Below are 26,517 nucleotides of genomic sequence, written 5' to 3' on the forward strand. Positions count from 1 at the left end.
GTAGGGAAACCGTCACCGCGCTTCACAATATTGAGTGATGATGATGCTCAAAGATGAGCATTGTTTGTGTATTCGCCACCGCCGGATTGTTGTTCAACTGGTGGGATACAAAATCGGAAAGCTCAGCCGTGTCACGCATACAGACGTGAATGAGGTAGTCGTCGAGCCCGCCTACAAAATACACATCCTGCACACCATGGAGAGCGGCCATTGTTTTCCCGAAGGTATCCATATCCATGCGAGAACCCGCGTGCAGTCGTACTGCGATCATTGCTTGCAATCCTTGGCCAACAAGCTGTGGGTCAATATCAGCGTAAATACCGCGGATAATACCGTTGTCGGTGAGGGCTTTTACGCGGGCGGACGTAGTGGAAGGTGCTACTCCTACTTCTGCCGCTAAATCTTTATTGGCGATATTCCCGTTTTCTTCAAGAATACGAAGAATCTTGCGGTCGATGTCATCTAACTGATGGGGCTGTATCAGCGAAGATTCCATAGTTTTCATTCCTGGAGTAGAAATATTTTTCGGAATAGTTGCTATATTACCGAATATTATCCAGAATGAGCATAACCCAAGAATCATATTGGGACCCATATACGCAAACAGAATATGGGACATCACAATATTTTTCAGGAGTAATAAAAAATGCGCATTGGCATTCCTAAAGAAGTCAAGAGCAATGAATTCCGCGTCTCCGTTACCCCATCTGGTGTTGCCGAACTTGTACACCGTGGCCACGATGTTGTCGTGGAAAAATCTGCAGGCGTTGGTTCTAGCTTCTCTGACGAGGAGTACATAGAGGCTGGTGCCACTATGGTAGACACTGCCGATGATGTGTGGAAGCAGGGCGATCTTATTGTCAAAGTAAAGGAGCCCATCGCCGAAGAATTCCATCGTATGCGCGCTGATCAGGTACTCTTCACTTATCTTCACCTCGCTGCATGTACTGACTGCTGCGATGCCCTTCTAAAAGCAGGAACAACTTCTATTGCTTACGAAGTTGTGCAAACTCCCGACCATAAACTTCCACTCCTTGCCCCCATGTCCGAGGTAGCTGGCCGTCTCTCCGTCCAGATAGGCGCCCAGTACCTCATGAAACACAATGGTGGAAACGGCAAACTACTGGGCGGGGTAAGTGGTGTGCGCCCTGCTAACGTGGTTGTTCTTGGTGCAGGTACAGCCGGTTCTAACGCCGTTGCTATCGCTGCTGGTATGCGTGCAGACGTCACTGTTTTTGATATCAATATCGCTGCGTTGAAGAGACTCGACGACATCTACCAGGGTCGTGTTCACACAGTAGTATCCAACCGCGCCGAAATTGCGAAGGCGCTAGAAACTGCTGACGTTGTGATCGGTTCTGTCCTTATTCCGGGTAGTTCTACCCCGAAGCTTGTTACTAACGATATGGTTGCTCACATGCAGCCTGGGTCTGTTCTTATTGATATTGCTATAGACCAAGGCGGCTGCTTCGAGGATTCGCACCCCACCACTTACGATGACCCCACTTTCACTGTGCACGACACTGTTTTCTACTGTGTCGCAAACATGCCAGGTGCCGTTCCTAATACTTCTACCTGGGCGCTCTCCAACGCCACGCTTCCCTACATTCTGCAGCTTGCTGATAAAGGATGGGAAAAAGCGGTGGCGGAGAACCCCGCATTAAAGGCCGGCCTCTCCACCCATAAGGGGCAGATTTATTCTGCTCCTGTGGCAGAGGCTCGTGGACTCCCGTTGGCTACATTGGACTAGCTCTCAGCAAGTTCACGTAGACAGTCTCTAACGGGAGGCGTGTTGTGTGATAGAGACGACGCCCGCACCCAAGGGTGCGGGTCTCGTCGTATTTATGGGCTGTATTAGCGGACAGCATCCACAGACGAGTATCTACAGATAGTATTTGTGAGAAGGAGAAAGAATACACCTGCCAAGTGCTGTGTAGTGAGAGATAATGACGCTATGACGGATAGCGACAAAAGTAATGACACAGGCAGCAACAACGATAAGTGGTATGTCAACACGCGTACTGGCGAAATTACACAGGGTATACGGCGTGAATGGGGTACCCGTTTAGGTCCCTATCCATCGGCAGAGGCTGCTTCGCACTGGCGTGATTCTATTGCCCGTCATAATGCAGAAGCAGACGCTGAAGATATGCGTGACCAGCAGTAAACCAAAATATCTGGTCAATTTACCCTATTGATTGATGGTGGCTTCCATGCTAGCCGGAGAGAGGCTACAGGAAAAGAAATAATATTGTTATGTTCTGTTCTCCCAAAAAGGGTTACTCCTGTGAAACTATAGACACCATGAGCGTGTTACGTCTCAGTAGATAGAAACGACGGGAGAAAATATGCGACGGGGCTTGCGTGGCGGGTGGCGTAGGTTAAGCACAAAGTTAGGCATACTGGTGCTGTCAATGGGACTTGTGGCCTCAACGGGTGCCTCTACCGTTACAGTGGCGTCTGCAAAAGACGTGTACAGCATGACGAATCCAGCAATGGGGGAGAAGGATCCTGCATTAAAGGAGTTCTATAAGCAGCGCGTGAAATGGGGGCCATGCCTCGATAATGCGCTACAGGCATCCACCTTCCTCGAGCGGTATAAAACATTCCGTAATTTAGGAAAGATGGAATGCGGTACCGTTACTGTTCCCGTCGTCTACCCAGATGTCATTAAGCAAGATAAAGCATTGGGGAACCCGTGGAAAGTGGAGAAGGGTAAACCTGCGGTAGCGACAATCGCGGTGTCTCGCGTGCGGGCTAAGGGGAAACGCTGGGGAGGCATGCTTATTAACCCCGGTGGCCCCGGTGGCTCAGGACTTAATATGGCAGGGAGTCTGGCGTCGCCCGCTAGTGCTGCCAAAATTCTTGACCATTTCGATCTGGTAGGTTTTGACCCACGTGGAATTGGTTCCTCGGGGCCGAATTTGAAATGTATTTCTAATGAGGACTTTGACCAGAAGCGTACATTTGGCGAGGCCACATTCACACGGCAGGCGGTGGCGTATCAAAACCAGCAAAACCGTGCCTATATGAACGGATGTATAAGGAATGTAGGAGCAACATTCCTGGCCCACATGGGTACTCGTGACGTTGTTCGCGATATGGATGTTATCCGTGCCGCTATTGGTGATGAGAAACTTACCTACATTGGATACTCGTACGGTACATTCCTCGGGTCGCAATATGCAGAGGCATTCCCCAACAAAGTACGCGCCCTTGTTCTTGATGGTGTGGTAGACCCCACTGAGGATAGTGTGGAATCTGCCATTAACCAGGGAAGAGGGTTCCAAAAATCCTTTGATGCATGGGCACAGTGGTGTGTTAAGACAGGAGCTTGCCCTCTTGGAGATAATCCGGCTAAAGCTACGGAGGAGTTCCATAAGCTTGTGTGGCCACTGCAGAAAAAGCCTGCTGGCACTCTTATGAAGGGACGTCTCCTTAGCTGGTCCGACTCTGTCTATGCCGTTATTGGCGCCCTCTATACAGATACTGCCTGGCCCCTTCTGAAATTAGGGTTGCAGCAGCTTAAGCTCAAAGCCGGTGGAGATATTCTCCTTGCCTTGTCTGACTCGTATTATGGGCGTTCTCTTGATGGGGCATACACCAACACACAGGACGTTTTCCAAGCAGTATTGTGCATGGATCATGAAGCAACAGGCCATGCTCGCCAGGTTGATATGACACGTCGCTATGTTAAGGAAATGCGATTTGCTGATCCAGGTGGTGCAGTAGAAGACGCCCCGATCGATCTGTGCTCCATGTGGCCAGCACATCACACTATTAAATCGCATAAATCTACGGCACGAAGCAACGGGAATATTCTTGTCGTGTCCACAACAGGGGATCCTGCTACCCCCTACCAGTCTGGTGTACAGCTAGCTCACGATATGAATGCCCCATTACTTACGTATGTAGGTGAAGGACATTGTGCTGCGCTGCGTGGACATTCGTGTGTAGACCGCTATGTGGGTGACTTCATCGTGCATAAGAAGATCTACAAGGATCATGTCACGTGTAAAGCATCCAAGTGAGCATAGCAAATAACAAGAGTCACAAAATACGGCAACAATGAGCAGAGTTAACACACTGGTAATGCTCATGGAATACCCTCAAAAGTATGAATCGACAGCAAGAATTCGTCCTTCGAGCCCTAGATGAACGAGATATCCATTTCGTTCGTCTTTGGTTCACTGACCTGCTGGGTTATCTGAAATCTGTCGCTATTTCCCCAGCAGAGCTAGAGGGAGCCTTTGAAGAAGGTATCGGTTTCGATGGATCCTCTATTGAGGGTTTCTCCCGTATTACGGAAGCGGACACCATCCTCATGCCCGATCCCTCTAGCTTCCAGATGATGCCCTGGCTGCATGAAGATGAGCGGCAGCATTCTGCCCGCATCTTCTGCGACATTTTTATGCCAGACCTCACACCCTCCTGGGCGGATCCACGCCACGTGCTGCGACAGGTTATGAATAAAGCCTCCGGAATGGGCTTTTCATGCTACGTGCACCCCGAAATTGAATTCTTTGTTCTCAATTCTCTCAATACCCAAGGACAGCGTCCGCAGCCCATTGATAATGGTGGCTATTTTGATCAGGCGTTTCATGATACAGCTCCGCATTATCGGCGCCACGTTATTGAAGCGCTTGAATCCATGGGTATCTCTGTAGAGTTCAGCCATCACGAGACTGCCCCCGGTCAGCAAGAAATAGATTTACGTTTCGCAGATGCACTAAGTATGGCGGACAACATTATGACGTTCCGCTACTTAGTGAAAGAAGTCGCCATCAATGATGGTGTGCGGGCCACTTTTATGCCGAAGCCCTTCACTGACTATGCCGGTTCGGGCATGCACACCCACATGAGTCTTTTCGAAGGCGATACTAATGCTTTTGACGACCCCAACGATCCCATGGGACTGTCTAAAGTCGCACGATCATTCATGGCGGGCATTCTAAAACACGCGAGCGAGATTTCACTTGTCACTAATCAGTGGGTGAACTCCTACAAACGCATTAGTGGAGGTTTTGAGGCTCCTATATCTGCCACGTGGTCTTCCGGTAACCGCTGTACTATGCTGCGGGTTCCACGTTATATGCCGAATAAGTCCAGTTCGCGACGTGTAGAAGTACGGACTCCAGACCCCGGTTGTAACCCCTATCTCGCTTTTGCTGCTATCTTCGCGGCAGGTCTTAAGGGCGTGGAAGAAGGATATGAAATTCCTCCCGAGGCGGAGGAAGATGTCAACCTTATGCATCCGAAAGAGCGTAAGGCAATGGGGTATCCGGATCTTCCGAAGAGTCTGGCATCTGCATTGGCCTGTTTTGAAAGCTCGGAGCTTATGGCAGAAGCATTAGGGGAGCATGTTTTTGAGTTTCTTATCCGTAGTAAACACGAGGAATGGACGCGCTATTCTCGCCACGTCACTCCTTTCGAACTGCGTCACTATCTCTCCCTGTGACTAGCCCCCGAAATACTGGCCGTCGTATTGTTCCCAGTCCTGCCAGGTTGGGAATCTCACGGCCGTCCGCCCAGCAAGAACTTAGTGAGTTAGGGTGGCTAGAGGAAGAGTGCGTGCCCCTCCTCCGCGCACTTTCCGCCAGCCCTGACCCCAATCTGTGTCTTGCTACGTTAGTGCGTCTCCGCGAGGCTATGTGTACTGAACTGGGGGAACAGAGTTGGGAACACTACACTCACGACTTACTTGCTAATACAACCCTATGTAGCCGGCTGATTGCTCTCCTAGGAAGTTCTACCGCGTTGGGGGACCACCTTGTGACGCATCCCGCAGTAGCGCAGCATTTAGATAATCCCATTCCCTCTTTCCCCCATAGCCTCCACTATCTTCTGCACAGTGTAGAGGCATCGCCTGTTGATGACACTGCGTCTACGGATCTTTCTACTACCGGAACATATCGAGCGGGCATCACTGGGCCTGCAGCAGTGGTGAAACTACGGAGTGCCTATCGGGACATTATGTGCCTTATTGCCGCTGTTGATGTTGCCCATGTTGTCGACAATACTGAGCCGCAAATACCGCGACGCGATACATCAGAAAGACTGACAGAAATAGCAGAGGCCGCCTTAACCGCAGCCCTCGCTGTTGCCGTCTCCACGGTTTACCCTGACCCAACCGATGACATGGTGCGTCTTGCAGTTATCGCAATGGGGAAGTGCGGAGCTCGCGAGCTGAATTATATATCTGATGTCGACGTTGTTTTTGTAGCAGAGCCAGCAAATACTAAAGCTGCCCGGCTAGCCGCAGAATTCATGAGTATTAGTACCCACTGTTTCTTTGAAGTGGATGCGGCACTGCGGCCAGAGGGGAAGAAGGGGGATCTCGTTCGGTCCGTGCAATCCCACCAGGCGTACTACAAGCGATGGGCGAAAACGTGGGAATTTCAAGCATTGCTTAAAGCCCGTCCCATGACAGGGGATATGGACCTGGGGCGCACCTATTTTGATGCTATTTATCCGCTGGTATGGACAGCCTGTGAACGTGACCAGTTTGTTGAAGACGTGCAAGAAATGCGGAAACGGGTAGAAAACAATCTTCCCGAGTCCACCGCTACCCGTGAATTAAAACTGGGGCGTGGAGGACTGCGCGATGTGGAATTCGCAGTGCAATTATTGCAGATGGTGCACGGGCGAACGGATGAAAGTTTACGTGTGCGACCCACTGGTGAGGCTCTTGATGCACTGGCGAAGGGGGGATATATCTCCCGAAAAAATGGGACCGAGTTAAACAGAGCGTATGATTTTTTGCGTCTGTTAGAGCATCGTCTGCAACTCCAACATATGCGCCGTACGCACCTTCTTCCCAGTGACGATAATGAGGCAGAATGGCGTTGGTTGGCTCGTTCTGCAGGGTGCCGCCCCATGGGCATTATGGATACGGAGCAGGTTCTTACTGACCGTATTCGTCGTACGAGATCCCGTATCCGGTTGCTTCATGAAAGCCTGTTCTACCGGCCGCTCCTACTAAGTATTGCGGCTGCAGATGCCTCCGCTGTTTCTTTGGATAATGATGCAATGGAACGGCAGCTGGCCGCGTTAGGGTACCGTAACCCCCGCCATGCTATTACGCATTTACGCGCTCTTACCAGCTCTAGTAGCAGGCGTTCCCGTATCCAAGAACTGTTACTTCCCATGATGTTGGAACAACTCAGCCGCACTCCGGATCCAGATATGGGGCTTCTTAACTATCGCCGATTGTCTGAAAAACTTGTTGATAAAACATGGTATTTGCGGCTACTCCGCGACGATGGCGTTGTGCTGGAACGTCTTGCCATTATCTGTGGCACAAGCCGCTATATCCCCGATCTTTTAATGAACGCTCCCGATGTTATCCAAATGTTGTCGGGGCGGCGGCTTGTCGCATCTAGCTCTTCCGATATTGCCTCAGCATTAGAAGCAAGTGCGCGGCGACATCATAATCCAGCTGATGCTATTAATGCGGCGCGATCTTTGCGTCGGGCGGAACTGGCTCGTATTGCCTGTGCTGATGTACTGGGCATGCTTAATGTTGAGGAAGTGTGTGCCGCCCTTTCAACTGTATGGGTGGCGGTATTGAATGCTGGTTTGGCAGTAACTATTCGTGAGCATATTCAGAGTAAGGGGATGACGGAGGAGGATGTGCCGGCACGGATTGCTGTTATTGGGATGGGGCGTTTAGGGGGTAAAGAAATTGGCTATTCATCGGATGCTGATGTGATGTTTGTGTGTGAGCCCACTAGTGCGGCGGAGTCCACGCAAAAGGCATTGCGATGGTCTACAGAGGTTGTTGATAAGCTGCAGAAACTGTTGGAGAAGCCTTCCACAGATCCACCTTTGGAGATTGATGCTGATCTGCGCCCGGAGGGGAAGAAGGGGCCACTTGTGCGTACGTTGGAAAGCTACCGTACGTACTATGAGACGTGGGCTGAGCCGTGGGAATTGCAGGCGTTATTACGTGCTGAGCCGCTGGCTGGGGATATGAAGGTGGGACAAAAGTTTATTGAAATGGTGAATCCACTTCGGTATCCCGAAAAGTTACCGGTGCAGTTTGCGCAGCAGATTCGGCGTATGAAGGTACGTGTGGAAACTGAGCGAATGCCACGTGGGGTGGATCCTAATTTGCACACAAAACTTGGGCGCGGTGGTCTTTCGGATATTGAGTGGACGGTTCAATTACTGCAGCTGCAGCATGCGCATACATATCCTGAGCTACAGGTGACGTCTACGCGGGCGGCTTTAGAAGCGGCTACACAAGCGGGTTTGTTGAGCTTAGATGATGAAGATACGTTGTGGATTGCATGGTCGAGGGCAACGGCTACGCGGAATGCTCTTGCTTTAGCAAGGGGGAAGTCGTTGGACGTTCTTCCTATCCAGGGGGAGATTTTGGCGAGTGTGGCGGCCATTTGTGGGTGGCCGGTGAACTCGGGTGCGGCGTATGTGGAGAATTATTTGAAGTCGACGCGGCGTGCCAGAAAAGTTGTGGAGCGCGTCTTCTGGGAAGAATAACGCGCTCCACAAGGTATAAACAAAGTATGAATATAATCGCATTCATAACTATGCGTTATGAAATTGTGATCTTAAGTGCTCTTTAGTACTTCACGGATACGGGGACTCGGGAAAGAATATTAAGTCCATTGACGTGATCGTGGAAGAGAGTAATGGAGCAGCCTTTTCGGCAGTCTACTTTCTTACCGGGAACAGTGGAACCTTTAAGAGTGACAGTGATCTGCCCCTTGACGACGCCATTCTTCGGGATTTTATTGGTGCCGCCGGGGGAGTTAGTAACCCATAGTTGGTTACCAATGGACTTCCGCTGACCAGTACAGAGCGGAACTTTACCGCTGTATTTATTCTGGCAGAGACCTACGTAGTAGCCAGAGAGTGGATCGAGGCCGCGCATGGTGACCTTGACAACAGAACCGGCGTGAAGATTCTTTGTGGGGGTTGCGGAAATGGTGGGAGCAGCTTGTGCAATGCCTGCGCCAGCAAGTGGCATAAGAACGGCGGCAGCAAGCGTCGCCACGGCCGAAGCTCGGCGTGAAGCATGAGATGTGAAGATCGACACTGTGATGTCCTTTCTGTGGTGACCTCTAACTTCTTCATGTCTTTTGCATGGGAACAAGAAGTTAGAGTCTGATAACAAAAAGATAACTTTTGTGCTGTAAATCAGGTTACCCTAAATATTTAAAATGGACTATTCTAGAGTGCGGATCTGAGGGTAGAAATTATCTGAAGTAGGTATAAAACACGAGGATAAAGTCCCTGTTTGATCTATGAATAAGCAATAAAGCATCTTTGGAGGACTGCAGTGGCCGGCTTTACTCATTCCCGTAGGGGCACATCACTCATTCACTCACATACTTCCCGTTCCCGTCGCCATGCTGTAGTTGCGCTTGCTACTGCAGCTGCCCTGGTTTTCACCGGTTGTACGGATCCTAACGGTGGGGATGGAGCCTCCGCTGAGTTCCCCAAAGCACACGGACCGCGTCACGCTGTTCTCAAGAACAACAATCCAGAAACAGTTGTCCAGAATCCTCGCCAGCATCTTCCCGCCAAAGTGAAATCCTGGGATGGGGAAGACGTCACTATTACCGATACATCTCGCATCATCGGCATTGATCGTCCCGGTACCATCACCCGCACTATTTATTCTCTTGGGCTTGGAAAGAGCATCATCGGGCGAGACAAGACTGCAGATTTCCCAGAAGCAAAGAACATTCCGCTCGTTACCACTAAAGCGCATGTTCTCAATGCTGAGAAGATGATTGCCGCACATCCATCAGTTGTGCTTGTTGACGTCACTGTTGGTCCCGCAGCAGTGTTACGTCAACTGCGTTCCATGGGTATCCCCGTCGTCTATATTTCCCCCGAGCGCTCCATTAAGGGTGTGGGCACCACCATCACTGAAATCGGAAAAGCTCTGGGTATCGATCAAAAAGACATCGATAAAGTTATCGACCACACCAAGAAAGAAATTGACACGGCTACTAAACGTGCACAGGCAATGGCCGATGGACGCCGTATTGCTGTCCTCGTTATTCGCGGAACTAACGTCGCCTTCATTGGTGGCCCCGGCTCTGGCGCTCCTGAACTGGTCGAAGCACTCGGTGGAGTTGATGTCAGTAAGGACGCTGGTCTCACACAGAACTTCACTCCTATGACGCCTGAAGCACTAGCGAAGGCTGCCCCCGATACCGTTATCGTTATGTCGGATGGTATGAAGTCTGCCGGCGGTGTGGATGGTGTTGTCTCCGCACCAGGTGTAGCGCAGACTCCTGCCGGTAAGAATCGTTCCGTAGTCGATATTCTCGACTCCGCACTATTCTCCTTCGGCCCTGGTGAAGGTGCCATTATTGATGCACTAGCCGATGCTCTCTACGGAAAGTCCGCTGAGAAGTGACGAAAAACAGGACAAGACGCTCCATTATTGTCCTTGTCGTTCTTATCCTTCTCACTATTGCGGCGGCTTTAGTAGCATGCGTTGTTGGACAAGTGCACGCCACCCCACATGATGTCACCAATACCATTCTCATGTCCTGGGGTGTGAAGAGCGACGGTACCACCCCCCGTATTGTCACCAGTACGCTTTGGGAAGTCCGTTTCCCCCGCCTTGTCATTGCTCTCGCAGTAGGGGCAGGGCTGGGGTGCGCCGGGGCGTTACTGCAAGGTATTTTCGCTAACCCGTTGGCTGAGCCAAGTATTATTGGTGTTTCCTCGGGTGGTGCAGTGTTTGCCTCCGGCCTACTGGCTATCGCATCTCTGGCCGGCGTAGAACGCAGCTATGGATTCCTTAAATGGGGCACCGCACTTGCTGCATTCATAGGGGCGTTACTGACCACTCTGCTGGTGTATTCACTTTCCCGAGTACAGGGGAAAACCGTTGTCGTTAACCTTATCTTGGTGGGTGTAGCTATTAATGCCATGGCCGGAGGTTTTGTTACCCTTTTCAGTTTTATCGGCGGCACCATGGCTCAGTCCCAAGTGGTGTTTTGGCAGCTTGGTTCACTTGCCGGTGCCGGTTGGAGCTCTGCCGTTATCACGCTCATCATTACCGTCATCGGTATTGTCATAGCGTGTCTGTGCGCCCCAAAGATGGATCTTCTAGCACTGGGCGAGAATCAGGCCAGGCATCTTGGCGTTAATGTTGAGAGGTTCCGCCTATGCGTCATTATTCTGGTGGCGGCTTTAGTAGGTGTGGGCGTAGCGTTTGCCGGCGTCATCGCTTTCGTCGGTTTAATTGTTCCACACGCTATTCGCCTAATTATTGGGCCACAACATAAATGGTTGCTACCAACATCCGCCTTCGGAGGAGCTTTTGTACTACTTGTCGCGGATACGTGCGCACGTACCATTATCAGTACTGCAGAACTTCCCATCGGTATGCTGACCTCCCTTATTGGTGGCCCTATTTTCCTCCTGCTTCTGCGCCGTTATAAGTCTGTGGGAACGGGGTGGCAGTAAATGACTACTGATACTTTTCAGTATGGAGACACTATTCTCACTGCTACGAACGTTTCCTGTGTTCGCTCAAAACGCACTATTTTTTCCGGAGTATCCCTCAACGTCCACTCTGGTGAAGTTATTGCACTTGTTGGCCCCAATGGTGCAGGTAAATCAACACTGCTCAGCGTGTTAGCAGGAGATTTAGCCACAGCAGAAGGAACAATCACCGTCCTTGGCGATAGCCTTAAGAAACTTTCCATACACGATTTAGCACAACGGCGTGCCGTTCTTACCCAAAGCAACCATGTAGGCTTCGACTTCACCGTTAGTGAAGTCATCGAAATGGGAAGAGCCCCCTGGGTTTGTACACCACAAGCAGATAAGGATAAAGAGGCTATTGCCGAAGCGGTTCAGGCAATGGATGTAGAGGCGTTCCTCCCTCAACTTTTTAATGAACTGTCTGGCGGTGAGCGAGCTCGAGTGTCACTAGCGCGTGTACTCGCGCAACAAACACCTATCCTTATGCTTGATGAACCGACTGCCGCACTGGATATTCAGCACCAGGAGCGACTTATGCATGTCGTCCGGGAACGTGCCGCCGACGGTGTTGGCGTAGTAGTTGTTCTTCACGATTTAGGGCTAGCTGCCGCCTATGCGGATACTGTTGTTATCCTGGCAGACGGTGGAGTAGTGGCACAGGGAACCCCACGGGATGTTCTTACTGCAGATCGACTAAGCACGGTCTATAACATCCCGGTACGTGTTATGGACGATGGAGCAGGATCCCTCCAGGTTATTCCTGACCGCTCCCACTATCACGCCTAAGCACACTACTGTCCAGCTCTGCCAGTTTAATTTTGCCAGCTTATTTTGCTGACTTGGCTCTGTTAGCTTACTGTGCCGGTTTATTGTGCTGAGTTGCTTTCCACCAGATTATTTGTCGTTACGGCGGCGAGCCCCGAAAACACACATAATGGCGAAAATGGCAGTCCATGCCACTATATTTCCGATCGCCCACCAAATATTTTCGGTGGTTACCGCCGAGCCGTCATAGAAGTGGAAGACACCCTCATTGAGAGGCCAACGCGCTAGTGTGGCAGCCCCATAGAGAGGAGTGAAACGAGAAATCTTCAGGAGTACACCCTGCAGCGGTGCAAAAAGATTACCGAAAAATGCCATAACGCTCAGTAAACTAATGGCCATTCCGTTAGCGGCTTCATTGCGGAGGAGCAACGCGGTGCCTAACCCGTAGAGAGAAAACGGCAGCGCTACCAGTAAGCATAGGAAGAATGTTCCTGCCCAGCATCCTGCCCCTATAAGATCAGCACCACATGCTGCACCAACGATAAAAAGAAGCCCAATGGGAAGCACTGTAATAAGAACAGCAGAGCATATTTTGGCGATGAAATATCCGGGGGTACGCAAGGCCGTCAAACTGAGTTGACGCCCCCAACCAGACGATATTTCTATAGCGGTAGCACCCGACACGCTGGTGGTAGCAGTAGCTGCCGCATAAATAGCCATAGAAACCATCACGTAAGCAGTGCCATTCCCATGGCCAGCGGAATAATCCGTCTTCATACCGTCCATTAAGCCGAACATAAGGAAAAGGACAACGGGAAGAAACAGCACAAACACCGTTGTTCGCCACATGCGTAGAGTGCGTACGAAATCCGCCCAGAGATAGCGGAAGAAGACACGCGGTGGGGTGAGCGTGGTAGTTGCCGTCACAGAAGAATGTTGTACAGAAGAATGCTGTACAGGGGAGTCAACAAGGGGAGTACTATCAGCGTGCACGGTAGAAGATGCAGCGGCGGATTGACGCGAACGGTGGGTAGAGCGTTGAGAACGTCTGGTCATTGTGCGCTCTCCTTACCAGAGTCGACAGTAACAGCAGTATCAGCAGTAGCGCCAGAACTGTCCGCTGGCGTATCGCCAATACCGTATTCAAAGAACAAGTCCTCGACGGAACTAGTGGCTATGGTGATATCGCGAATACAACCCCGACGTAGCAGCTCCAGTGCCAGCGCGTCAGTATCAGCGCATGTGAAGGTGACTAACTGATCGTGCGGATCGGGCGAGGTAGCGTGCGAATCCGCGGTGGCAGCATCTGTGTTGTCGACAGTATCGATGGTGGTAGTGCTGGTGGTGCCGTCGCGACCCGCCGAGTAAGTAACTGCGGTGGGGGGAAGACCAAGACCAGCAGCGACCTCAATAGGTGATGTAGTACTGCACCATGTACCCGTTAAATGCCGCGTGGAGGAGGAGAGAAGATCCGTGGTGGCCCCATCGAGCACTATTCTCCCAGAGCGGATAAGAACGAGGCGATCCGCGAAATCATCCGCTTCTTGCAGATAATGAGTAGCGAAGATAACAGTGTGGCCACGCTGGGCTTCACCACGCATCGTCTCCCAAAAATCGCGCCGGGCGGCAGCATCGAGTCCTGCAGTGGGCTCGTCCAGAATGAGAATATCGGGGTCGGAAAGGAGCGCGAGGGCGAATCGCAGTCGCTGTACTTGCCCACCCGAGCATTTGCCAACCTTGCGGTCAGCGAAATCGCTAAGACCAGCACGTTCAATGACTTGTGGAATGGGGAGATGGTCAACGTGGCACTTGGCGACAAACGCCAAAGTATCGCGCACGCTAAGGTCTTTCAGTAACCCGCCACTTTGCAGCATTGCTCCAATACGGCCAGAGTGAGCAGTCTCGGCAGGAACACCACCCAGCACAGTAATAGAACCACTATCTGGCGTAGTAAAGCCCAATATCATATCCAGCAGAGTAGTTTTGCCAGCACCATTATGACCTAGAAGCGCAATGACTTCACCGGGGTGAATAGTGAGACTGACATTATCAACGGCAGTAATGTCATCAAAGCGTTTGGTCACGCCAGAAACAGAAATGGCAGCGCCAGTAGCGCCCATACTAACCATGACCCCTATGTTACCCTATACGTGCTGATATATCTACTATTTTTGACAATGATCCCGGTTTCCGTGTGTAAGAAACCGGGACCATCATCACAATTATTCTGGTTATTCTGTTATAGATGTTGTGTGAAAGAGCGGCGCTCCATAGTGTGCGGTGTTACCTAGCACGTATTGTTTAGCAGTCGTAGTAGAGTTCAAACTCGACGGGGGTGGGGCGTAGGCGTGCAGCATTAAGCTCCACATCCCGCTTGTAGTTGATCCAGGTGGAGATGAGATCCTCAGTGAAGACGTCGCCTTCGGTGAGGAAGTCATGATCCTCTTCAAGAGCATCGAGAGCTTCATCAAGGGTGGCGGGTGTCTGCGGAATGTTCTTCGCTTCCTCAGGAGGTAGCTCGTAGAGGTCCTTGTCGATGGGGGCCATTGGCTCAATACGGTTCTTGATACCATCCAGGCCAGCCATCAGCATGGCACTAAAAGCCAAGTAGGGGTTGGAGGAGGGGTCCGGGCAGCGGAATTCAATACGCTTCGCCTTGGGGTTATTACCCGTTAGCGGAATACGAACGCAGGCAGAGCGATTGCCCTGCGAGTAAGCCAGGTTGACGGGGGCTTCGTAGCCCTTCACCAGGCGTTTGTAGGAGTTAATAGTGGGGTTGGTGAAAGCCAATACTGCGGCGGCATGTTCGAGGATACCGCCAATGAAGTAGCGTGCCAGATCGGAGAGGCCACCGTAACCATTCTCATCGTAGAAGAGGGGCGCACCGTCTTTCCACAGGGACATGTGGGCGTGCATGCCGGAGCCATTATCGCCATAGAGCGGCTTTGGCATGAAGGTGGCGGTGAGGCCGTTCATCCACGCGGTGTTCTTAATAATGTACTTGAAAAGCTGAACATCGTCCGCGGCGTGAAGGAGAGTGTTGAAACGGTAGTTAATCTCCATCTGGCCACCATTGCCAACCTCATGGTGGGCGCGTTCCAGAGTAAAACCAGAAGCGCGCAGGTAGTGACACATCTCGTCGCGGAGGTCTTGGTAGTGATCGTAAGGAGCAACAGGGAAGTAGCCGCCCTTAATACGGGTCTTGTATCCGCGGTTGGGAGTACCATCCACGTCTAGTTCTTTACCGCGGTTCCACCATCCTTCTTCGGAATCAATCTCGTAGAAGGACGTATTCATCTCGGTAGCGTAGCGAATGCTGTTGAATACGTAGAATTCTGCCTCTGCACCGAAGTAGCAGGTGTCGGCAATGCCAGTGGAGACCAGGTATTCTTCAGCCTTGCGGGCAATATTGCGGGGGTCGCGGCTGTAGGGCTCGCGGGTACGCGGGTTGTGGACGAAGAATTCTACGTTGAGGGTTTTTACTTTGCGGAAAGGATCGATACGTGCGCGGGAGAGATCCGGGAGTAGTGACATATCGGACTCGTCAATGGTGGCAAAACCGCGAATGGAGGAGCCGTCAAAAGCGAGTCCTTCTTCCATGGCGTCTACAGTGAAGTCGGCAGCGTCAATAGTGAAGTGCTGCTCCATACCGGGGAGATCGGTAAATCGGATGTCGACAAGCTCGACTTCTTCAGCTTTGATGTAATCGACTACTTCTTGAGGACTGGTAAATCCCACGGTGATTCTCCTTGATTGAGACCGTTTTATCCGGTGATGTCTTCACTCTAGAGGAATGGTGTTGCTTAGGAGTCAAGATCGTGTTTCCGACGTGTTACACGATGGCTTTTTCCGTTAACAACATGTGTTAAGCAACGATGGTTGTCTAAATATGAACTTATAGGGGTGGCTTTAATATTTAACGATGCGTACGCCGCCGCGCTGAACGCTGTACGTTACGCATTTTTGCACCATTAGGAACAGGGCCTTTCGGAATACCCATCACGCCGGATTTAGCGGCAAGAGAATCGAGGCGGTGTTGTATGAAATCCACCTTATCGCGGTCAATGTTTTTCGGGAGATGCTTAATGGTGCGTTCAAGCTTTTTCATCTCCACTTCGTCATCCCCATGCCCAACATAGATTTCATAGATAGGAGTATCGCCAACAACGCGGGCAAGTTTACGTTTTTCACTCTGCATAAGGCTACGTAAACGAGAATGGTTGCCCTCACCCACCAAAATGATGCCAGGACGGCCCACTACTCGATGAACAACATCCAAGTTGGTGTTACCGGCAACCGTCTGCTGCACACGCCAGGTCCCCTTTAATTGAGACAGCACCCACCCCGCCATACCAGGCTGGCCATCGGCTTTGGCGTAGAGAGTATTGGTCATGCGGCGAGTAAAGATTGCCATGTCAATAACAAGGGCCAGAAGAATTGCCGCAATCATCATGAAGAGCCACGTCACCCACGAGCCATTCATGCAGAAGTACGTAATAAGAATAATAGCGACCAGCACTACCAGCAGGACCGCAATCATAATGGGGAGCAGCTTCTTATCTTCTTTACGCTGCACGTTAAAGGCAGTCCACACCTGCTTCAGTGTTGCCTGACGGGACTTACGCTTAGCTTGGCGAGCTTCTTTGCGTTCTTCCCGTGTCATTTCGGCTAATGATTTTTCCTTCTTCGCCATTACTCTCCCTTGAGATAGTGCGGTGCAGTTCTATTCATAGTGCCATTTATAGAACGGAATGAGCGAGTTACTTCTTACTGACTTCCTTTACCGACTTCCCCTACCCAACTATCTATCATTTGAGCAGGTCGACGTATAACACGCTAGCTCTAGTGTAGGCGATGCAGAACATTATGTATTTCCTGCGATGCTCCTTTACTCGTGGAAAGGTGTGCTAGAGAAGGAGGTAAGTCCCGCCCTAAGTTATGCATAGCCTGCGCATAGAGCTGCCCAGCACGGTAACTTGACCGCACCAGTGGTCCCACCATGACACCGGGAAAACCCAGCTGATGGGCTAAATCTGCATAGTGGAGAAACTCCTCCGGGCGCACCCACCGATCAATAGGGTGATGGAGCGGAGACGGGCGTAGATACTGCGTAATAGTAATAATGTCGCATCCGGCGTTCCGCAGATCAACAAGCGCCTCCTCAACCTCAGCAGGGGTTTCACCCATCCCCAATATGAGATTCGACTTCGTCACAAGCCCATAATCCCGTGCCTGTGTAAGAACGGACAGGGAATTCTCATATGTAAAAGCCGGTCGAATCTTCCGCATTACCCGCGGCACTGTCTCCACATTATGGGCAAGCACTTCCGGACGTGCCGCAAACACTTCCTCTAAAAGCTGCGGATCAGCATGAAAATCCGGAATGAGATTCTCCACCCCAGTACCAGGGTTCAAGCGATGAATCTCTCGCACAGTTTCCGCATACAACCATGCCCCCTCATCGGGAAGATCATCACGGGTGACACCAGTAATGGTAGAGTAGCGCAAGTGTAAATGTCGTACGCTCTCCGCAACACGACGCGGCTCATCAGGATCAAGCGGCTGCGGCTTACCAGAATCAATCTGGCAAAAATCACACCGTCGTGAACAGCGACTTCCCCCAATCAGAAAAGTAGCCTCCCGATCTTCCCAACACTCATAGGCGTTAGGGCAGCCAGCCTCCTGGCACACAGTATGCAAAGAAGCCCCTTTTACCAGCGACTTCATATCCTGGAAATGCGGGCCAGTTCGCGCAGTTGTACGAATCCACGCAGGTTTCTTCTCAATAGGATGCTCTGCATTGCGCCGTTCAATACGAAGCAATTTTCTTCCCGCAGAGAGATCACTCATCGGGGAATCTCTCCCTCCGTCAGCTCCAGCTCACCATCCAACGCCAACTGAAAATAGTGCTGTACAGCGGGAAGAATATCAGTAGGAGTAATAGTTTCGCCTACCTCCAACGACAGTGTCGTCACTGAAGCATCACTAATCCCACACGGCACTATATGGCTGTATGGCTCTACAGAATTGCAACAGTTCACCGCAAAACCATGCTGGCTTACCCCACCGGTCAGATGGTAACCCAACGCCGCTATCTTGCGTTCAGGACGACCACCCGGCAACCCCACTGCCGCATCGCTGGGAACCCACACACCAGAACGTCCCGCAACTCGCCCTGCCGTCACACCAAAATCGTTAACGACCCGAATAAGGGCTTCCTCCGTTCGCCGCACAAAGGCAATAACATCCATGGGCTCCGCCAGCTTAATAATGGGATACCCCACCAACTGACCCGGCCCATGCCACGTAATACGCCCACCCCGGTTAATAGAAACAACTGGTGCACCGTTATCGGGAAGATCGCTATCCTCCGTCATACGCCCCGCCGTGTAAACGGACGGATGCGTCAACAGGAGAACAACATCTCGCGCAGTCTCAGCCTGGTGAGGATCTTGCGCACTAGCTTTGCGTCGGGCTGTCTCCTCTTCTTGGCGACGCCAAGATGCGTCGTAGTCAACCTCTCCTAACCATTGAAAATCGAAGGGTAGGTGGGAGGCGCGGGAAGAAACAGGAGCTACGTGTGGTGGCTGAGGGTTAGGCGAGGCCATTGTCATCATCGGTATCGTCGAGGAAACTCGCCTCACGGAGGGCATGCTGTAAATCGTGAAGGAAACAGCTCGCCGCGGAAGAGTCGATAAGACATGCGTCGTAGCTCAGCGTGAGATATACCATGTCGCGGATAGCGATAGCGCTATCGTCCGCGCCATCCACAACAACGGGACGCTGTACTGGAGTACCAATAGACAGTGCTGCTGATTGCGGTGGAATAACAAGGGGAGTCTCCCATAAGGCACCCATAGACGTGGGGTGGGATAACGTGAACGTACCACCACTAAGATCGCGAGGGGTAAGAGTGCCGTTTAAACAGCGTTCTTCCATATTCTGCACATGCTGTCCAATTTCATTAAGACTGTACTGGTCAGCATGGTGAAGAACGGGGGAGAGGAGACCCTGTGGCGTATCAATCCCAATGGAAAGATCAATATCCTCATAGTAGGTAATCTGCTGATTCTGCTTGTCATAGCTGGCGTTAAGAGCCGGATGACGACGCAGCAGACGGGATACCACATAGATAGCGCATGCGCGCAAAGACAGTGTAGTGGAAGGGCTCTCCGTACGAATTGAGGTTAGGCGACGCAGAAGATTTGTCACATCCGTGTCGAATACTTGAGAAACTTGCGCAGTGCTCTGTCCCGCCGCAAGAGCTGCAGCGGCAGCAGATTGCCGTATGGGGGAAGCAGGGTGAGTAGTCCCACGGAGGTTAGCGGCGTCACCCATTGGAGTAGAAGCAGAAGGAGAAATGCCTAATACTCCGGAGTCTATGCCAACTGTTTGTGTTTGTGCAGAGGCCTGACGGTGTTCCTGCGTGGCCGCATAGTCAAGAATGTCTTTCTTCACGATGCGTCTGCCGAGTCCGCTGCCGTGTACGTGTGCAAGGTCGACATGTTTTTCCGCAGCTAACTTCCGCACAAGTGGAGTGACATAACTACGGTCAGTACTCGCAGTGTTTGTGTGTGACGGTTCTTCCCCAAAAGTGGATATGCCGGGAACATTGTGAAAACTGGGGGACGTTTGCGGAACCTTCAGAGTAGCTTTCTCAGCAACAGGAGTCGCTACTGGCTTCGGGGTCTCTGACTCTCTGGAGAACTGCTAATACTTGCCCGGTAGAAATGGTGCCATCTTCACGCGCGCAAATTTGGACGAGTATGCCGTTAGCGGGAGAAGGGATTGTTTTCGTGACTGTTTGAGCAGTTGTGCTAATAGAGACTTCCAAAAGGGGATCATGTGTATGAACGTGGTCTCCCAGTTTTGTGCACCAACGAATAATGGTGCTGGTAGTAGAGTCGGCAGTAGAACTGTCTGCCGTAGATTCCGTCACTTCCGGCATGAGGACTTCACAGTAGTGCACGTCGCTTGCGTCTGGTGTGTCTTCCTTTTCTGGTTCTTCCGGTTCTTCCGGTTCGCTATTTCGTGAGTGCCTGCCGGCAGATATTTCCTCCGCCGGTACAGGCTCTGCGGCAGAGTTTGAGACAGGTTCCGCGGTTTCCGTAACGTCATCTTTGCTGGCAATACGTGCCAGCAACCCGCCAATTTCGACAGTATCGTCTTCCCAGGCGCAAATCTCTACGAGCACACCGCTTTCCGGGGAGGGGATTTCGGTATCTACTTTGTCTGTAGCGATCTCAACTAAAGGCTCGTCTTGTGCAACAGTATCTCCAACATTTTTTAGCCAGCGTGTAACGGTTCCTTCCGTTACTGATTCACCGAGTTCGGGAAGTGTTACAGAGACAGCCATGCCACAACTCCTTATAGAGGGGTACGTATGTCCTTAGACTACCCTGTTGATTCGAATGGCTCCTTTCTCCTTCATAGTGTGGTGAAGTATTCGCATTGCTATCGCACAAGAAGATCGCACTAGAGATCGCAGTGGAGATTGCTGAATTTTGCTCACTATGTGAAGAAAAAGCTAGTCTCAGCAGCGCTAGCTGCAAAGTAAGGTACCATAATGCCCATGGCTCAACACTCTACTTTTACTATTCACCGTTCTCCCCATCCGCATAGCGATGAGGAACGTGCAGCAATTCTTGCCAATCCTGGCTTCGGCTCTCATTTCACTGACCACATGGTGGTTATTGATTATGAGGAGGGTAAAGGCTGGCACAATCACCGTGTCGTCCCCTATGCTCCCTTCTCTGTGGAACCCGCCTCCATGGTGTTGCACTATGGACAAGCCATTTTCGAGGGGCTGAAGGCGTACCGTCATGCTGATGGCGAAATTGTCACGTTCCGTCCCACCGCTAACGCCGCCCGTTTCCAGTCCTCTGCTGACCGTATGGCCATGCCAAGACTCTCCGAAGAAGATTTCATCGATTCCATCAAGGAACTTGTCACTATCGACCAGGAATGGGTTCCGCAGCCGGGTGGCGAGGAATGCCTCTACCTGCGTCCCTTCATGTTTGCTACAGAGAATGGACTGGGAGTTCATCCTGCGAAGAAGTTCACCTATGTTCTTATTGCGTCTCCAGCTGGCGCATATTTCTCCGAGGGAGGCATAAAGCCGGTAACGGTGTGGGTTTCCCACGAGTATGTGCGTGCCTGCCCGGGGGGTACCGGTGCTGCTAAATTCGCCGGTAACTATGCTGCTTCATTGGCTGCGCAGGATGCCGCATCCAAACAAGGCTGTGATCAAGTTTTGTGGCTGGATGCTATTAAGCGCGAAAATATTGAAGAGATGGGCGGTATGAACGCTATGTTCGTGGCCCAGGACGGTGATGATGTTACCGTCATTACGCCTGCTCTATCAGGTTCTCTTCTTCCCGGTATTACGCGAGATTCATTGAAGACTGTGGTCAGCGATTTGGGCTACACCATGGAAGAACGCGTTATTACGTTCACCGAACTCACTGATCGAGTAGCAAAGGGAGAAATTACGGAGGCCTTTGCCTGTGGAACAGCCGCCGTTATTAACCCCATTGGTTCCTTCAAATCCCGCGATGGTGAATTTACTGTTAATGACGGTCAGTCCGGTGCTATTACCATGCAGCTGCGCGAAACTCTCACAGGTATTCAGCGTGGTGAACGTCCCGATAGCCATCACTGGTTGTACAAATTGGTCTAGTGACGGACCACAACAATTACACATGCAATAAATTATTGTGACGAGCCATAAGCACTGTTACGAGAATATTATCGCCCCCGCTATACCCAGCGGGGGCGATAATTATTGTGTGCGAAGTAATCTAGAGAAGCGCCGTTACTGCACAAACTGCCATAACAGCACCGCAGGACTGGAGCAACTCTACATTTGCCCCAAGCACATCGCCGTCTACACACCCAAGTATGCGGACGCACTGCTGGCGGTAGAATACCGTGACACCCACTGCTATGGCGCTATACAGTAGCGCGATGACGACGGATACATCCGGCATCTGTCCACACAGTGCTGACGTTACTGCTGCTGCCCCGGTAAACAGTAAAGCTCCCATGCTAGACATTATCCAGCCGAAAAGGGGGCGCTGTGTGCTCACCATGAGGAAGCCGAAACCGTCACGCGGTACTGGTGAAGCCCCCGACGCACACATAAGTGGTGTACTCCATTGGGCCACGGCAATAACGGTACCCGTCATAATATGACCGTTATGGATACTCAATAAGCCAAATGCAAGGCTTTCCGCAATAAGAGCTAAGACAACGGCGGTTAGGCCAGGAGATCCCACTTGCCCATCATGCATAATTCGACGGGCTTCTTTCGGCTCCCGGTAGGACGTCAATCCATCAAAAGTGTTGGCTAAACCGTCCACATGTATACCGCGGGTAAGAATAACGAGCAGTACGGTAAGAATGATGCCGGTAATGGGCCATGGTATAGCAGCGGCGGAGAGTCCCCACGATACCAGTCCGCACAGTAACCCCAGTACAACACCAACCAGGGGAGTGGCTTTCACAACACGAGCTCCTACGTGTCGGTTAACGTCGTCCGGGGCCTTCACTGGGAAGATAGTCAACCATGAGAGAGCTGTACGGAATCCAATCATTACCGCCATACCTCCGAACTCGTATCGATACACTTAGCCATGCTGGGAAATATGTTCCAGTGGAGTACAAGTAGGTACTCGTTAAACGTGAGTGTATCTTTTTTACAGCTCCGTCCGAAGGATTTTCGCTCGTTAACTAGTCAGTATTCTTCTTCCGTGAGGGTTTTTCTTCTTCAGATGCAGGAGCGGAAGTATCAGTTTCTTCCCCGTCAGTGGACTTTGACCAGGGAAAAACGGGTGCAGTTTGCGGAACTGGATTACGCCAATGGCGTGGCTGAGTAGCACGCATGAAGGCATACCATCCCAGACGGAACCCGGTTTCTTTCTTCCCCTTATTCGGAAACTCCTTCTCTGCCCGGTGGGAAACCGTAATGCAAATGCGGAATGTTTCCACAAGAAGCACAATGAAGCAGAAATACATAAGGTATTGCACAAAGCGCTGAATCGAATAATTCGGAATCATTGTGAAAATAAGCAGGAAAAGAACGACGGGGAACAGCCACGAAATAGGCGTCCAGTTGGAGTCCACCCAGTCGCGTGCAAACCGGCGAACAGGGCCTTTATCGCGTGGCAGAACGTAATCGTCGTCACCAGCAGCCATCCGCTCACGACGATATTCCTGTTGCATACGGCGCTCTTCGCGTTCGCGTGCCTTGGCGGCTTTTTTCTCTTCTTTCGTCATGCCGGCGTAGCGGGCATCTTCGCGTGCGCGAGCTTCTTTACGCGTCATAGGAGCCGGGGCGACGGGTCCACGCTGAATACCGCGAGCACGTTCAACATCACGGCGGCGGGGGGTAGCGTAACCCTTCTTCGGAGTGTAAGCAGAGTTCTTCTTCGGAGGAGCTACTGGCTCAGTCTTTTCCTCAACTGAGGGTTCCACTTCTGGCGAAACAGCGTTGTTAGAGTCACAGTTTTTAGAGTCACGACGAAAGAGTTTCACCCCCTTAGGCTAAAGGAAAAAGTGTGTTGAATCTAACTCATGCTGCAGAGGTGGCATAGAGCTGGTGGGGTAGCTGCCGCTATAAACGGTGGAAGGAATGGTGTCGTTGAAGGTGTGGTGGGAATAGTTTCTTGGGTGGAATCGTTCTACACTCGTAGAGATTAAGTGGATCGTAACTAATCGTTTGTGAGGAGTAGTTCATGGCTGACACTAAGGATTTTCTTGCCGGTGTAACCCTAACCGACGCAGCCGCCGCTAAAGCTAAAGCCCTTATCGATGCGGAAGGCCGGGATGACCTTGTATTGCGTCTAGCCGTTGCCCCCGGCGGGTGTGCTGGCCTGCGCTATCAGCTTTTCTTTGATGACCGTGAACTTGATGGGGATGTCCGCAACGAGTTCGGTGGCGTCACCCTCGTCGTGGATCGTCTCTCTATGCCCTACCTGATGGGTGCCACTATTGATTATGCGGATACTATTCAGAAGCAGGGCTTCACGATTGATAATCCCAATGCTAAGGGAACGTGCGCGTGTGGAGATTCCTTCAACTAACAAGGATGTTCAACCACTAAGAGCGTCATAGTTCACTAAACGGTGCTGCTATCGAGAAAATAGCAGCACCGTTGTGTATCTATATAACAGTTTCTACACAGTAACTGGGTAGTGTGGCTCAGGGATCTCCGGGTGGATGCGGTCTTCAACGAAAATACCGTGCCAAATAATGAAGCAGAGTATCGTCCAGATTCTGCGGGAATGGTCCATCACACCGTTCTTATGTTCATCGAGCATGGTGAGCGTGGCGCTCTTGTCGAAGAGAGCATCGGCTTCGGACTCGAGAATGAGCGACCGGGCCCAGTCATACATTTCTGGTCCTGCCAGCCAGTGGCGGATGGGGACAGGGAATCCAAGCTTCCGGCGGTGGAGGACATGCTCGGGAACAATTGTTTTGAGTGCTTCTCGTAGTGCCCACTTAGAAGTGCCGTGGGCGATCTTCATATCGTAGGGGAGCTTCTGCGCTGCATCCCATACCACTTTGTCCAGGAAGGGGACGCGCAGCTCAAGAGAATTCGCCATGGTGATACGGTCGGCTTTTACCAAAATATCGCCACGCAGCCAGGTGAACATGTCAATATGCTGCATACGGGCCACCGGATCCCAGCCTTGCGACTTGGCGTAAATACTATCGGTGACATCTTGGTGATCCCACTCCGGGGTGGTCCACGGCATAAGGTTATGCATCTGCTCAAAAGTGAACGAACGAGCATTACCGTAGTAGCGGTCTTCTAGAGTCATGGAACCGCGTTTCAGTAAACTCTTCCCGCGCATACCCTCCGGGAGAATATCGGAGAAAGCTCCTAGGCCGCGCCGCAGTGGTCCCGGAATCTTCTCAAAGGGGGCAAGAGAAAGCGGTTCTTTGTAGATGGTGTAGCCGCCGAAAAGTTCATCAGCGCCCTCACCGGAGAGAACAACCTTGACATGCTTGCGAGCCTCACGAGCCACAAAATAGAGGGGGACGAGTGCCGGATCGGCAACGGGGTCGTCAAGGTACCAGATAATGCGGGGGACGGCCTCAATAAATTCTTCCGGTGTTACCGGTTTAACAATGTGTTCTACCCCAATGGCTTTAGCGGACCCGGCAGCAACATCAATCTCGGAGTAACCCGCGCGGTGAAAACCAGTGGTGAAGGTCAGCAGATTATCATTGTGCCGCTTCGCAAGTGCGGCAATAGCAGTGGAGTCAATTCCACCAGAGAGGAAAGAGCCCACAGTAACATCGGCACGCATGTGCTTAGCAACGGAGTCTTCCAGCGCTGCCGTAATACCGTCGATAAGAGCCTGCTCATGGTCGTGGGCACTTTTATCAACAGGGAAGGTGGGGTCAAAGTAGCGGCGGATATGAAGTTCTCCACCAGGGGTTAGCGTGGCGCAGCAACCGGATTCAAGACGTCTAATAGCAGTGTGAAGACTCTCCGGCTCGGGAACATACTGGAAGGCCACATAGTGTTCAAGGGCTCGTTTATCGAGGTCAAGGGGAAGACCAATAGTATCGGCAAGAGAAAGCAGACACTTCTTCTCCGAACCGAAAACTGCTCCCTTATCTGTCTGGCAGTAATAGAGAGGCTTAATGCCGAAGGGATCTCGACCCATAAAAAGTGTGTGGGTTTTGGTGTCCCAAATGAGGAACGCGAACATGCCGCGCAGACGTGTAATAACGTCTTCACCCCAGTAGTGGAAGCCCACGACGATGGGTTCACCGTCACCCGTGGTATGAAATTCTGCGTTGAACTCGCGCTGTAGTTCTTCCCGCAGTTCAACATAGTTATAGATTTCACCGTTGAACGCCAGAATGTAACGATCGGGGTCCTCTGCTGGTCCCCACGCCATTGGCTGGTGAGCATTTTCAATATCAATGATGGAAAGACGCGTGAAACCAAAGACAACATCATCATTGTGCCAGGTGAGGTGTTCATCGGGACCGCGGTGACGCATATAGGGAAGAGCTGCAGTTACCGTATCCGCGTATTGGGCAGCGGTGCCGTCTGCCGACAGGAATCCGAGAAGGCCACACATAACTATTTCGTCCTTCCTAAAAACTAGGAGTATTCCTAGCCGAGAAGTGAAGTATTGTTCCCTCGATAAGTGAGGTAAAGGGTTCGCTTAAGTATGCCACTAAATAGGCAATGACTGACATAGCCCATGATCAAAAGCATGATCAAACGCATGATGACGGCGTTCGTACGTCAGC

General features: G+C 51.5%; 23 protein-coding genes. 10 read left to right on the forward strand and 13 right to left on the reverse strand.

Annotation, left to right across the window (positions count from 1 at the left end; translation table 11 throughout):
* Window positions 1–22: 22 nt before the first annotated feature.
* The gene (locus DI579_RS02810) at window positions 23–496 is read right to left on the reverse strand and encodes an Lrp/AsnC family transcriptional regulator (RefSeq protein WP_290598365.1); all 474 of its coding nucleotides are present in this window, start codon (window positions 494–496) and stop codon (window positions 23–25) included.
* A 150-nt stretch (window positions 497–646) separates the two neighbouring features.
* Between DI579_RS02810 and ald the strand changes: the two genes are divergently transcribed.
* The 5 genes from ald (at window position 647) to DI579_RS02835 (ending at window position 8,499) form a co-directional block, all read left to right on the forward strand.
* The gene (gene ald, locus DI579_RS02815) at window positions 647–1,750 is read left to right on the forward strand and encodes an alanine dehydrogenase (RefSeq protein ID WP_290598366.1); all 1,104 of its coding nucleotides are present in this window, start codon (window positions 647–649) and stop codon (window positions 1,748–1,750) included.
* Window positions 1,751–1,954: 204 nt separating this feature from the next.
* Window positions 1,955–2,167, forward strand: a complete 213-nt coding sequence (locus DI579_RS02820) for a hypothetical protein (RefSeq protein WP_303678652.1) — start codon at window positions 1,955–1,957, stop codon at window positions 2,165–2,167.
* Window positions 2,168–2,414: 247 nt separating this feature from the next.
* Window positions 2,415–4,031, forward strand: coding sequence for an alpha/beta hydrolase (locus DI579_RS02825; RefSeq protein ID WP_290598368.1), 1,617 nt, complete (start codon window positions 2,415–2,417; stop codon window positions 4,029–4,031).
* 86 nt (window positions 4,032–4,117) lie between these two features.
* Window positions 4,118–5,458: a type I glutamate--ammonia ligase gene (gene glnA, locus DI579_RS02830; protein WP_290598369.1), complete on the forward strand. Its 1,341-nt coding sequence runs from the start codon at window positions 4,118–4,120 to the stop codon at window positions 5,456–5,458.
* Window positions 5,398–8,499: a bifunctional [glutamine synthetase] adenylyltransferase/[glutamine synthetase]-adenylyl-L-tyrosine phosphorylase gene (locus DI579_RS02835; RefSeq protein ID WP_290598370.1), complete on the forward strand. Its 3,102-nt coding sequence runs from the start codon at window positions 5,398–5,400 to the stop codon at window positions 8,497–8,499. Before glnA (DI579_RS02830) ends, DI579_RS02835 begins: the two co-directional genes overlap by 61 nt.
* Before the next feature lie 82 nt (window positions 8,500–8,581).
* On the opposite strand, the gene DI579_RS02840 is transcribed toward DI579_RS02835, so the two are convergent.
* The gene (locus DI579_RS02840) at window positions 8,582–9,058 is read right to left on the reverse strand and encodes a hypothetical protein (RefSeq protein ID WP_290598371.1); all 477 of its coding nucleotides are present in this window, start codon (window positions 9,056–9,058) and stop codon (window positions 8,582–8,584) included.
* A gap of 243 nt (window positions 9,059–9,301) precedes the next feature.
* On the opposite strand from DI579_RS02840, the gene DI579_RS02845 reads away from it, so the two are divergent.
* From DI579_RS02845 to DI579_RS02855, 3 genes are read left to right on the forward strand one after another with little or no spacing between them, the layout of a single operon-like run.
* Window positions 9,302–10,393 carry a hemin ABC transporter substrate-binding protein gene (locus DI579_RS02845; protein WP_290598372.1) on the forward strand — a complete coding sequence of 364 codons (1,092 nt, stop codon included), beginning with the start codon at window positions 9,302–9,304 and terminating at the stop codon, window positions 10,391–10,393.
* The gene (locus tag DI579_RS02850) at window positions 10,390–11,454 is read left to right on the forward strand and encodes an iron ABC transporter permease (RefSeq protein WP_290598373.1); all 1,065 of its coding nucleotides are present in this window, start codon (window positions 10,390–10,392) and stop codon (window positions 11,452–11,454) included. Before DI579_RS02845 ends, DI579_RS02850 begins: the two co-directional genes overlap by 4 nt.
* Entirely contained in the window at window positions 11,455–12,261 is an 807-nt protein-coding gene (locus DI579_RS02855) for a heme ABC transporter ATP-binding protein (protein WP_303678653.1), read from the forward strand.
* Window positions 12,262–12,369: 108 nt separating this feature from the next.
* Here the strand turns inward: DI579_RS02855 and DI579_RS02860 are convergent, their stop codons facing one another.
* The 8 genes from DI579_RS02860 to DI579_RS02895 all read right to left on the reverse strand — a co-directional run bounded on the left by DI579_RS02860 (window position 12,370) and on the right by DI579_RS02895 (window position 20,596).
* The gene (locus DI579_RS02860) at window positions 12,370–13,296 is read right to left on the reverse strand and encodes an ABC transporter permease (RefSeq protein ID WP_290598375.1); all 927 of its coding nucleotides are present in this window, start codon (window positions 13,294–13,296) and stop codon (window positions 12,370–12,372) included.
* Window positions 13,293–14,369 carry an ABC transporter ATP-binding protein gene (locus tag DI579_RS02865; protein WP_303678654.1) on the reverse strand — a complete coding sequence of 359 codons (1,077 nt, stop codon included), beginning with the start codon at window positions 14,367–14,369 and terminating at the stop codon, window positions 13,293–13,295. The genes DI579_RS02860 and DI579_RS02865 overlap by 4 nt, the downstream gene beginning before the upstream one ends.
* A gap of 172 nt (window positions 14,370–14,541) precedes the next feature.
* Complete coding sequence (glnA, locus tag DI579_RS02870; RefSeq protein ID WP_290598377.1) at window positions 14,542–15,978, reverse strand: type I glutamate--ammonia ligase; 1,437 nt, start codon at window positions 15,976–15,978, stop codon at window positions 14,542–14,544.
* A gap of 178 nt (window positions 15,979–16,156) precedes the next feature.
* Window positions 16,157–16,933 carry a DUF4191 domain-containing protein gene (locus tag DI579_RS02875; protein WP_290598378.1) on the reverse strand — a complete coding sequence of 259 codons (777 nt, stop codon included), beginning with the start codon at window positions 16,931–16,933 and terminating at the stop codon, window positions 16,157–16,159.
* Window positions 16,934–17,082: 149 nt separating this feature from the next.
* Window positions 17,083–18,090 carry a lipoyl synthase gene (locus DI579_RS02880; RefSeq protein ID WP_290598379.1) on the reverse strand — a complete coding sequence of 336 codons (1,008 nt, stop codon included), beginning with the start codon at window positions 18,088–18,090 and terminating at the stop codon, window positions 17,083–17,085.
* Window positions 18,087–18,848: a lipoyl(octanoyl) transferase LipB gene (gene lipB, locus DI579_RS02885; protein ID WP_303678655.1), complete on the reverse strand. Its 762-nt coding sequence runs from the start codon at window positions 18,846–18,848 to the stop codon at window positions 18,087–18,089. Before lipB ends, DI579_RS02880 begins: the two co-directional genes overlap by 4 nt.
* Window positions 18,835–19,770, reverse strand: coding sequence for a 2-oxo acid dehydrogenase subunit E2 (locus DI579_RS02890; RefSeq protein WP_303678656.1), 936 nt, complete (start codon window positions 19,768–19,770; stop codon window positions 18,835–18,837). Before DI579_RS02890 ends, lipB begins: the two co-directional genes overlap by 14 nt.
* Window positions 19,771–19,897: 127 nt before the next feature.
* Window positions 19,898–20,596, reverse strand: coding sequence for a biotin/lipoyl-containing protein (locus DI579_RS02895; RefSeq protein WP_303678657.1), 699 nt, complete (start codon window positions 20,594–20,596; stop codon window positions 19,898–19,900).
* A gap of 216 nt (window positions 20,597–20,812) precedes the next feature.
* Between DI579_RS02895 and DI579_RS02900 the strand changes: the two genes are divergently transcribed.
* Entirely contained in the window at window positions 20,813–21,919 is a 1,107-nt protein-coding gene (locus DI579_RS02900; protein ID WP_290598382.1) for a branched-chain amino acid aminotransferase, read from the forward strand.
* Between the two features lie 121 nt (window positions 21,920–22,040).
* On the opposite strand, the gene DI579_RS02905 is transcribed toward DI579_RS02900, so the two are convergent.
* Together DI579_RS02905 and DI579_RS02910 are read right to left on the reverse strand one after the other, a co-directional pair.
* Window positions 22,041–22,844, reverse strand: coding sequence for an adenosylcobinamide-GDP ribazoletransferase (locus DI579_RS02905; RefSeq protein WP_290598383.1), 804 nt, complete (start codon window positions 22,842–22,844; stop codon window positions 22,041–22,043).
* A gap of 127 nt (window positions 22,845–22,971) precedes the next feature.
* On the reverse strand, window positions 22,972–23,775 hold the full coding sequence (locus tag DI579_RS02910; RefSeq protein WP_303678658.1) for a DUF3043 domain-containing protein: 804 nt from the start codon (window positions 23,773–23,775) through the stop codon (window positions 22,972–22,974).
* A gap of 200 nt (window positions 23,776–23,975) precedes the next feature.
* On the opposite strand from DI579_RS02910, the gene DI579_RS02915 reads away from it, so the two are divergent.
* On the forward strand, window positions 23,976–24,323 hold the full coding sequence (locus tag DI579_RS02915) for an iron-sulfur cluster assembly accessory protein (protein ID WP_290598385.1): 348 nt from the start codon (window positions 23,976–23,978) through the stop codon (window positions 24,321–24,323).
* Between the two features lie 93 nt (window positions 24,324–24,416).
* Here DI579_RS02915 and asnB read toward each other — a convergent pair whose 3' ends face one another.
* Window positions 24,417–26,342, reverse strand: a complete 1,926-nt coding sequence (gene asnB, locus DI579_RS02920; RefSeq protein WP_290598386.1) for an asparagine synthase (glutamine-hydrolyzing) — start codon at window positions 26,340–26,342, stop codon at window positions 24,417–24,419.
* Between the last annotated feature and the right edge of the window lie 175 nt (window positions 26,343–26,517).

The sequence above is a fragment of the Lawsonella clevelandensis genome (assembly GCF_003241315.1).
GTDB classification, from domain to species: Bacteria; Actinomycetota; Actinomycetes; order Mycobacteriales; family Mycobacteriaceae; genus Lawsonella; species Lawsonella clevelandensis_A.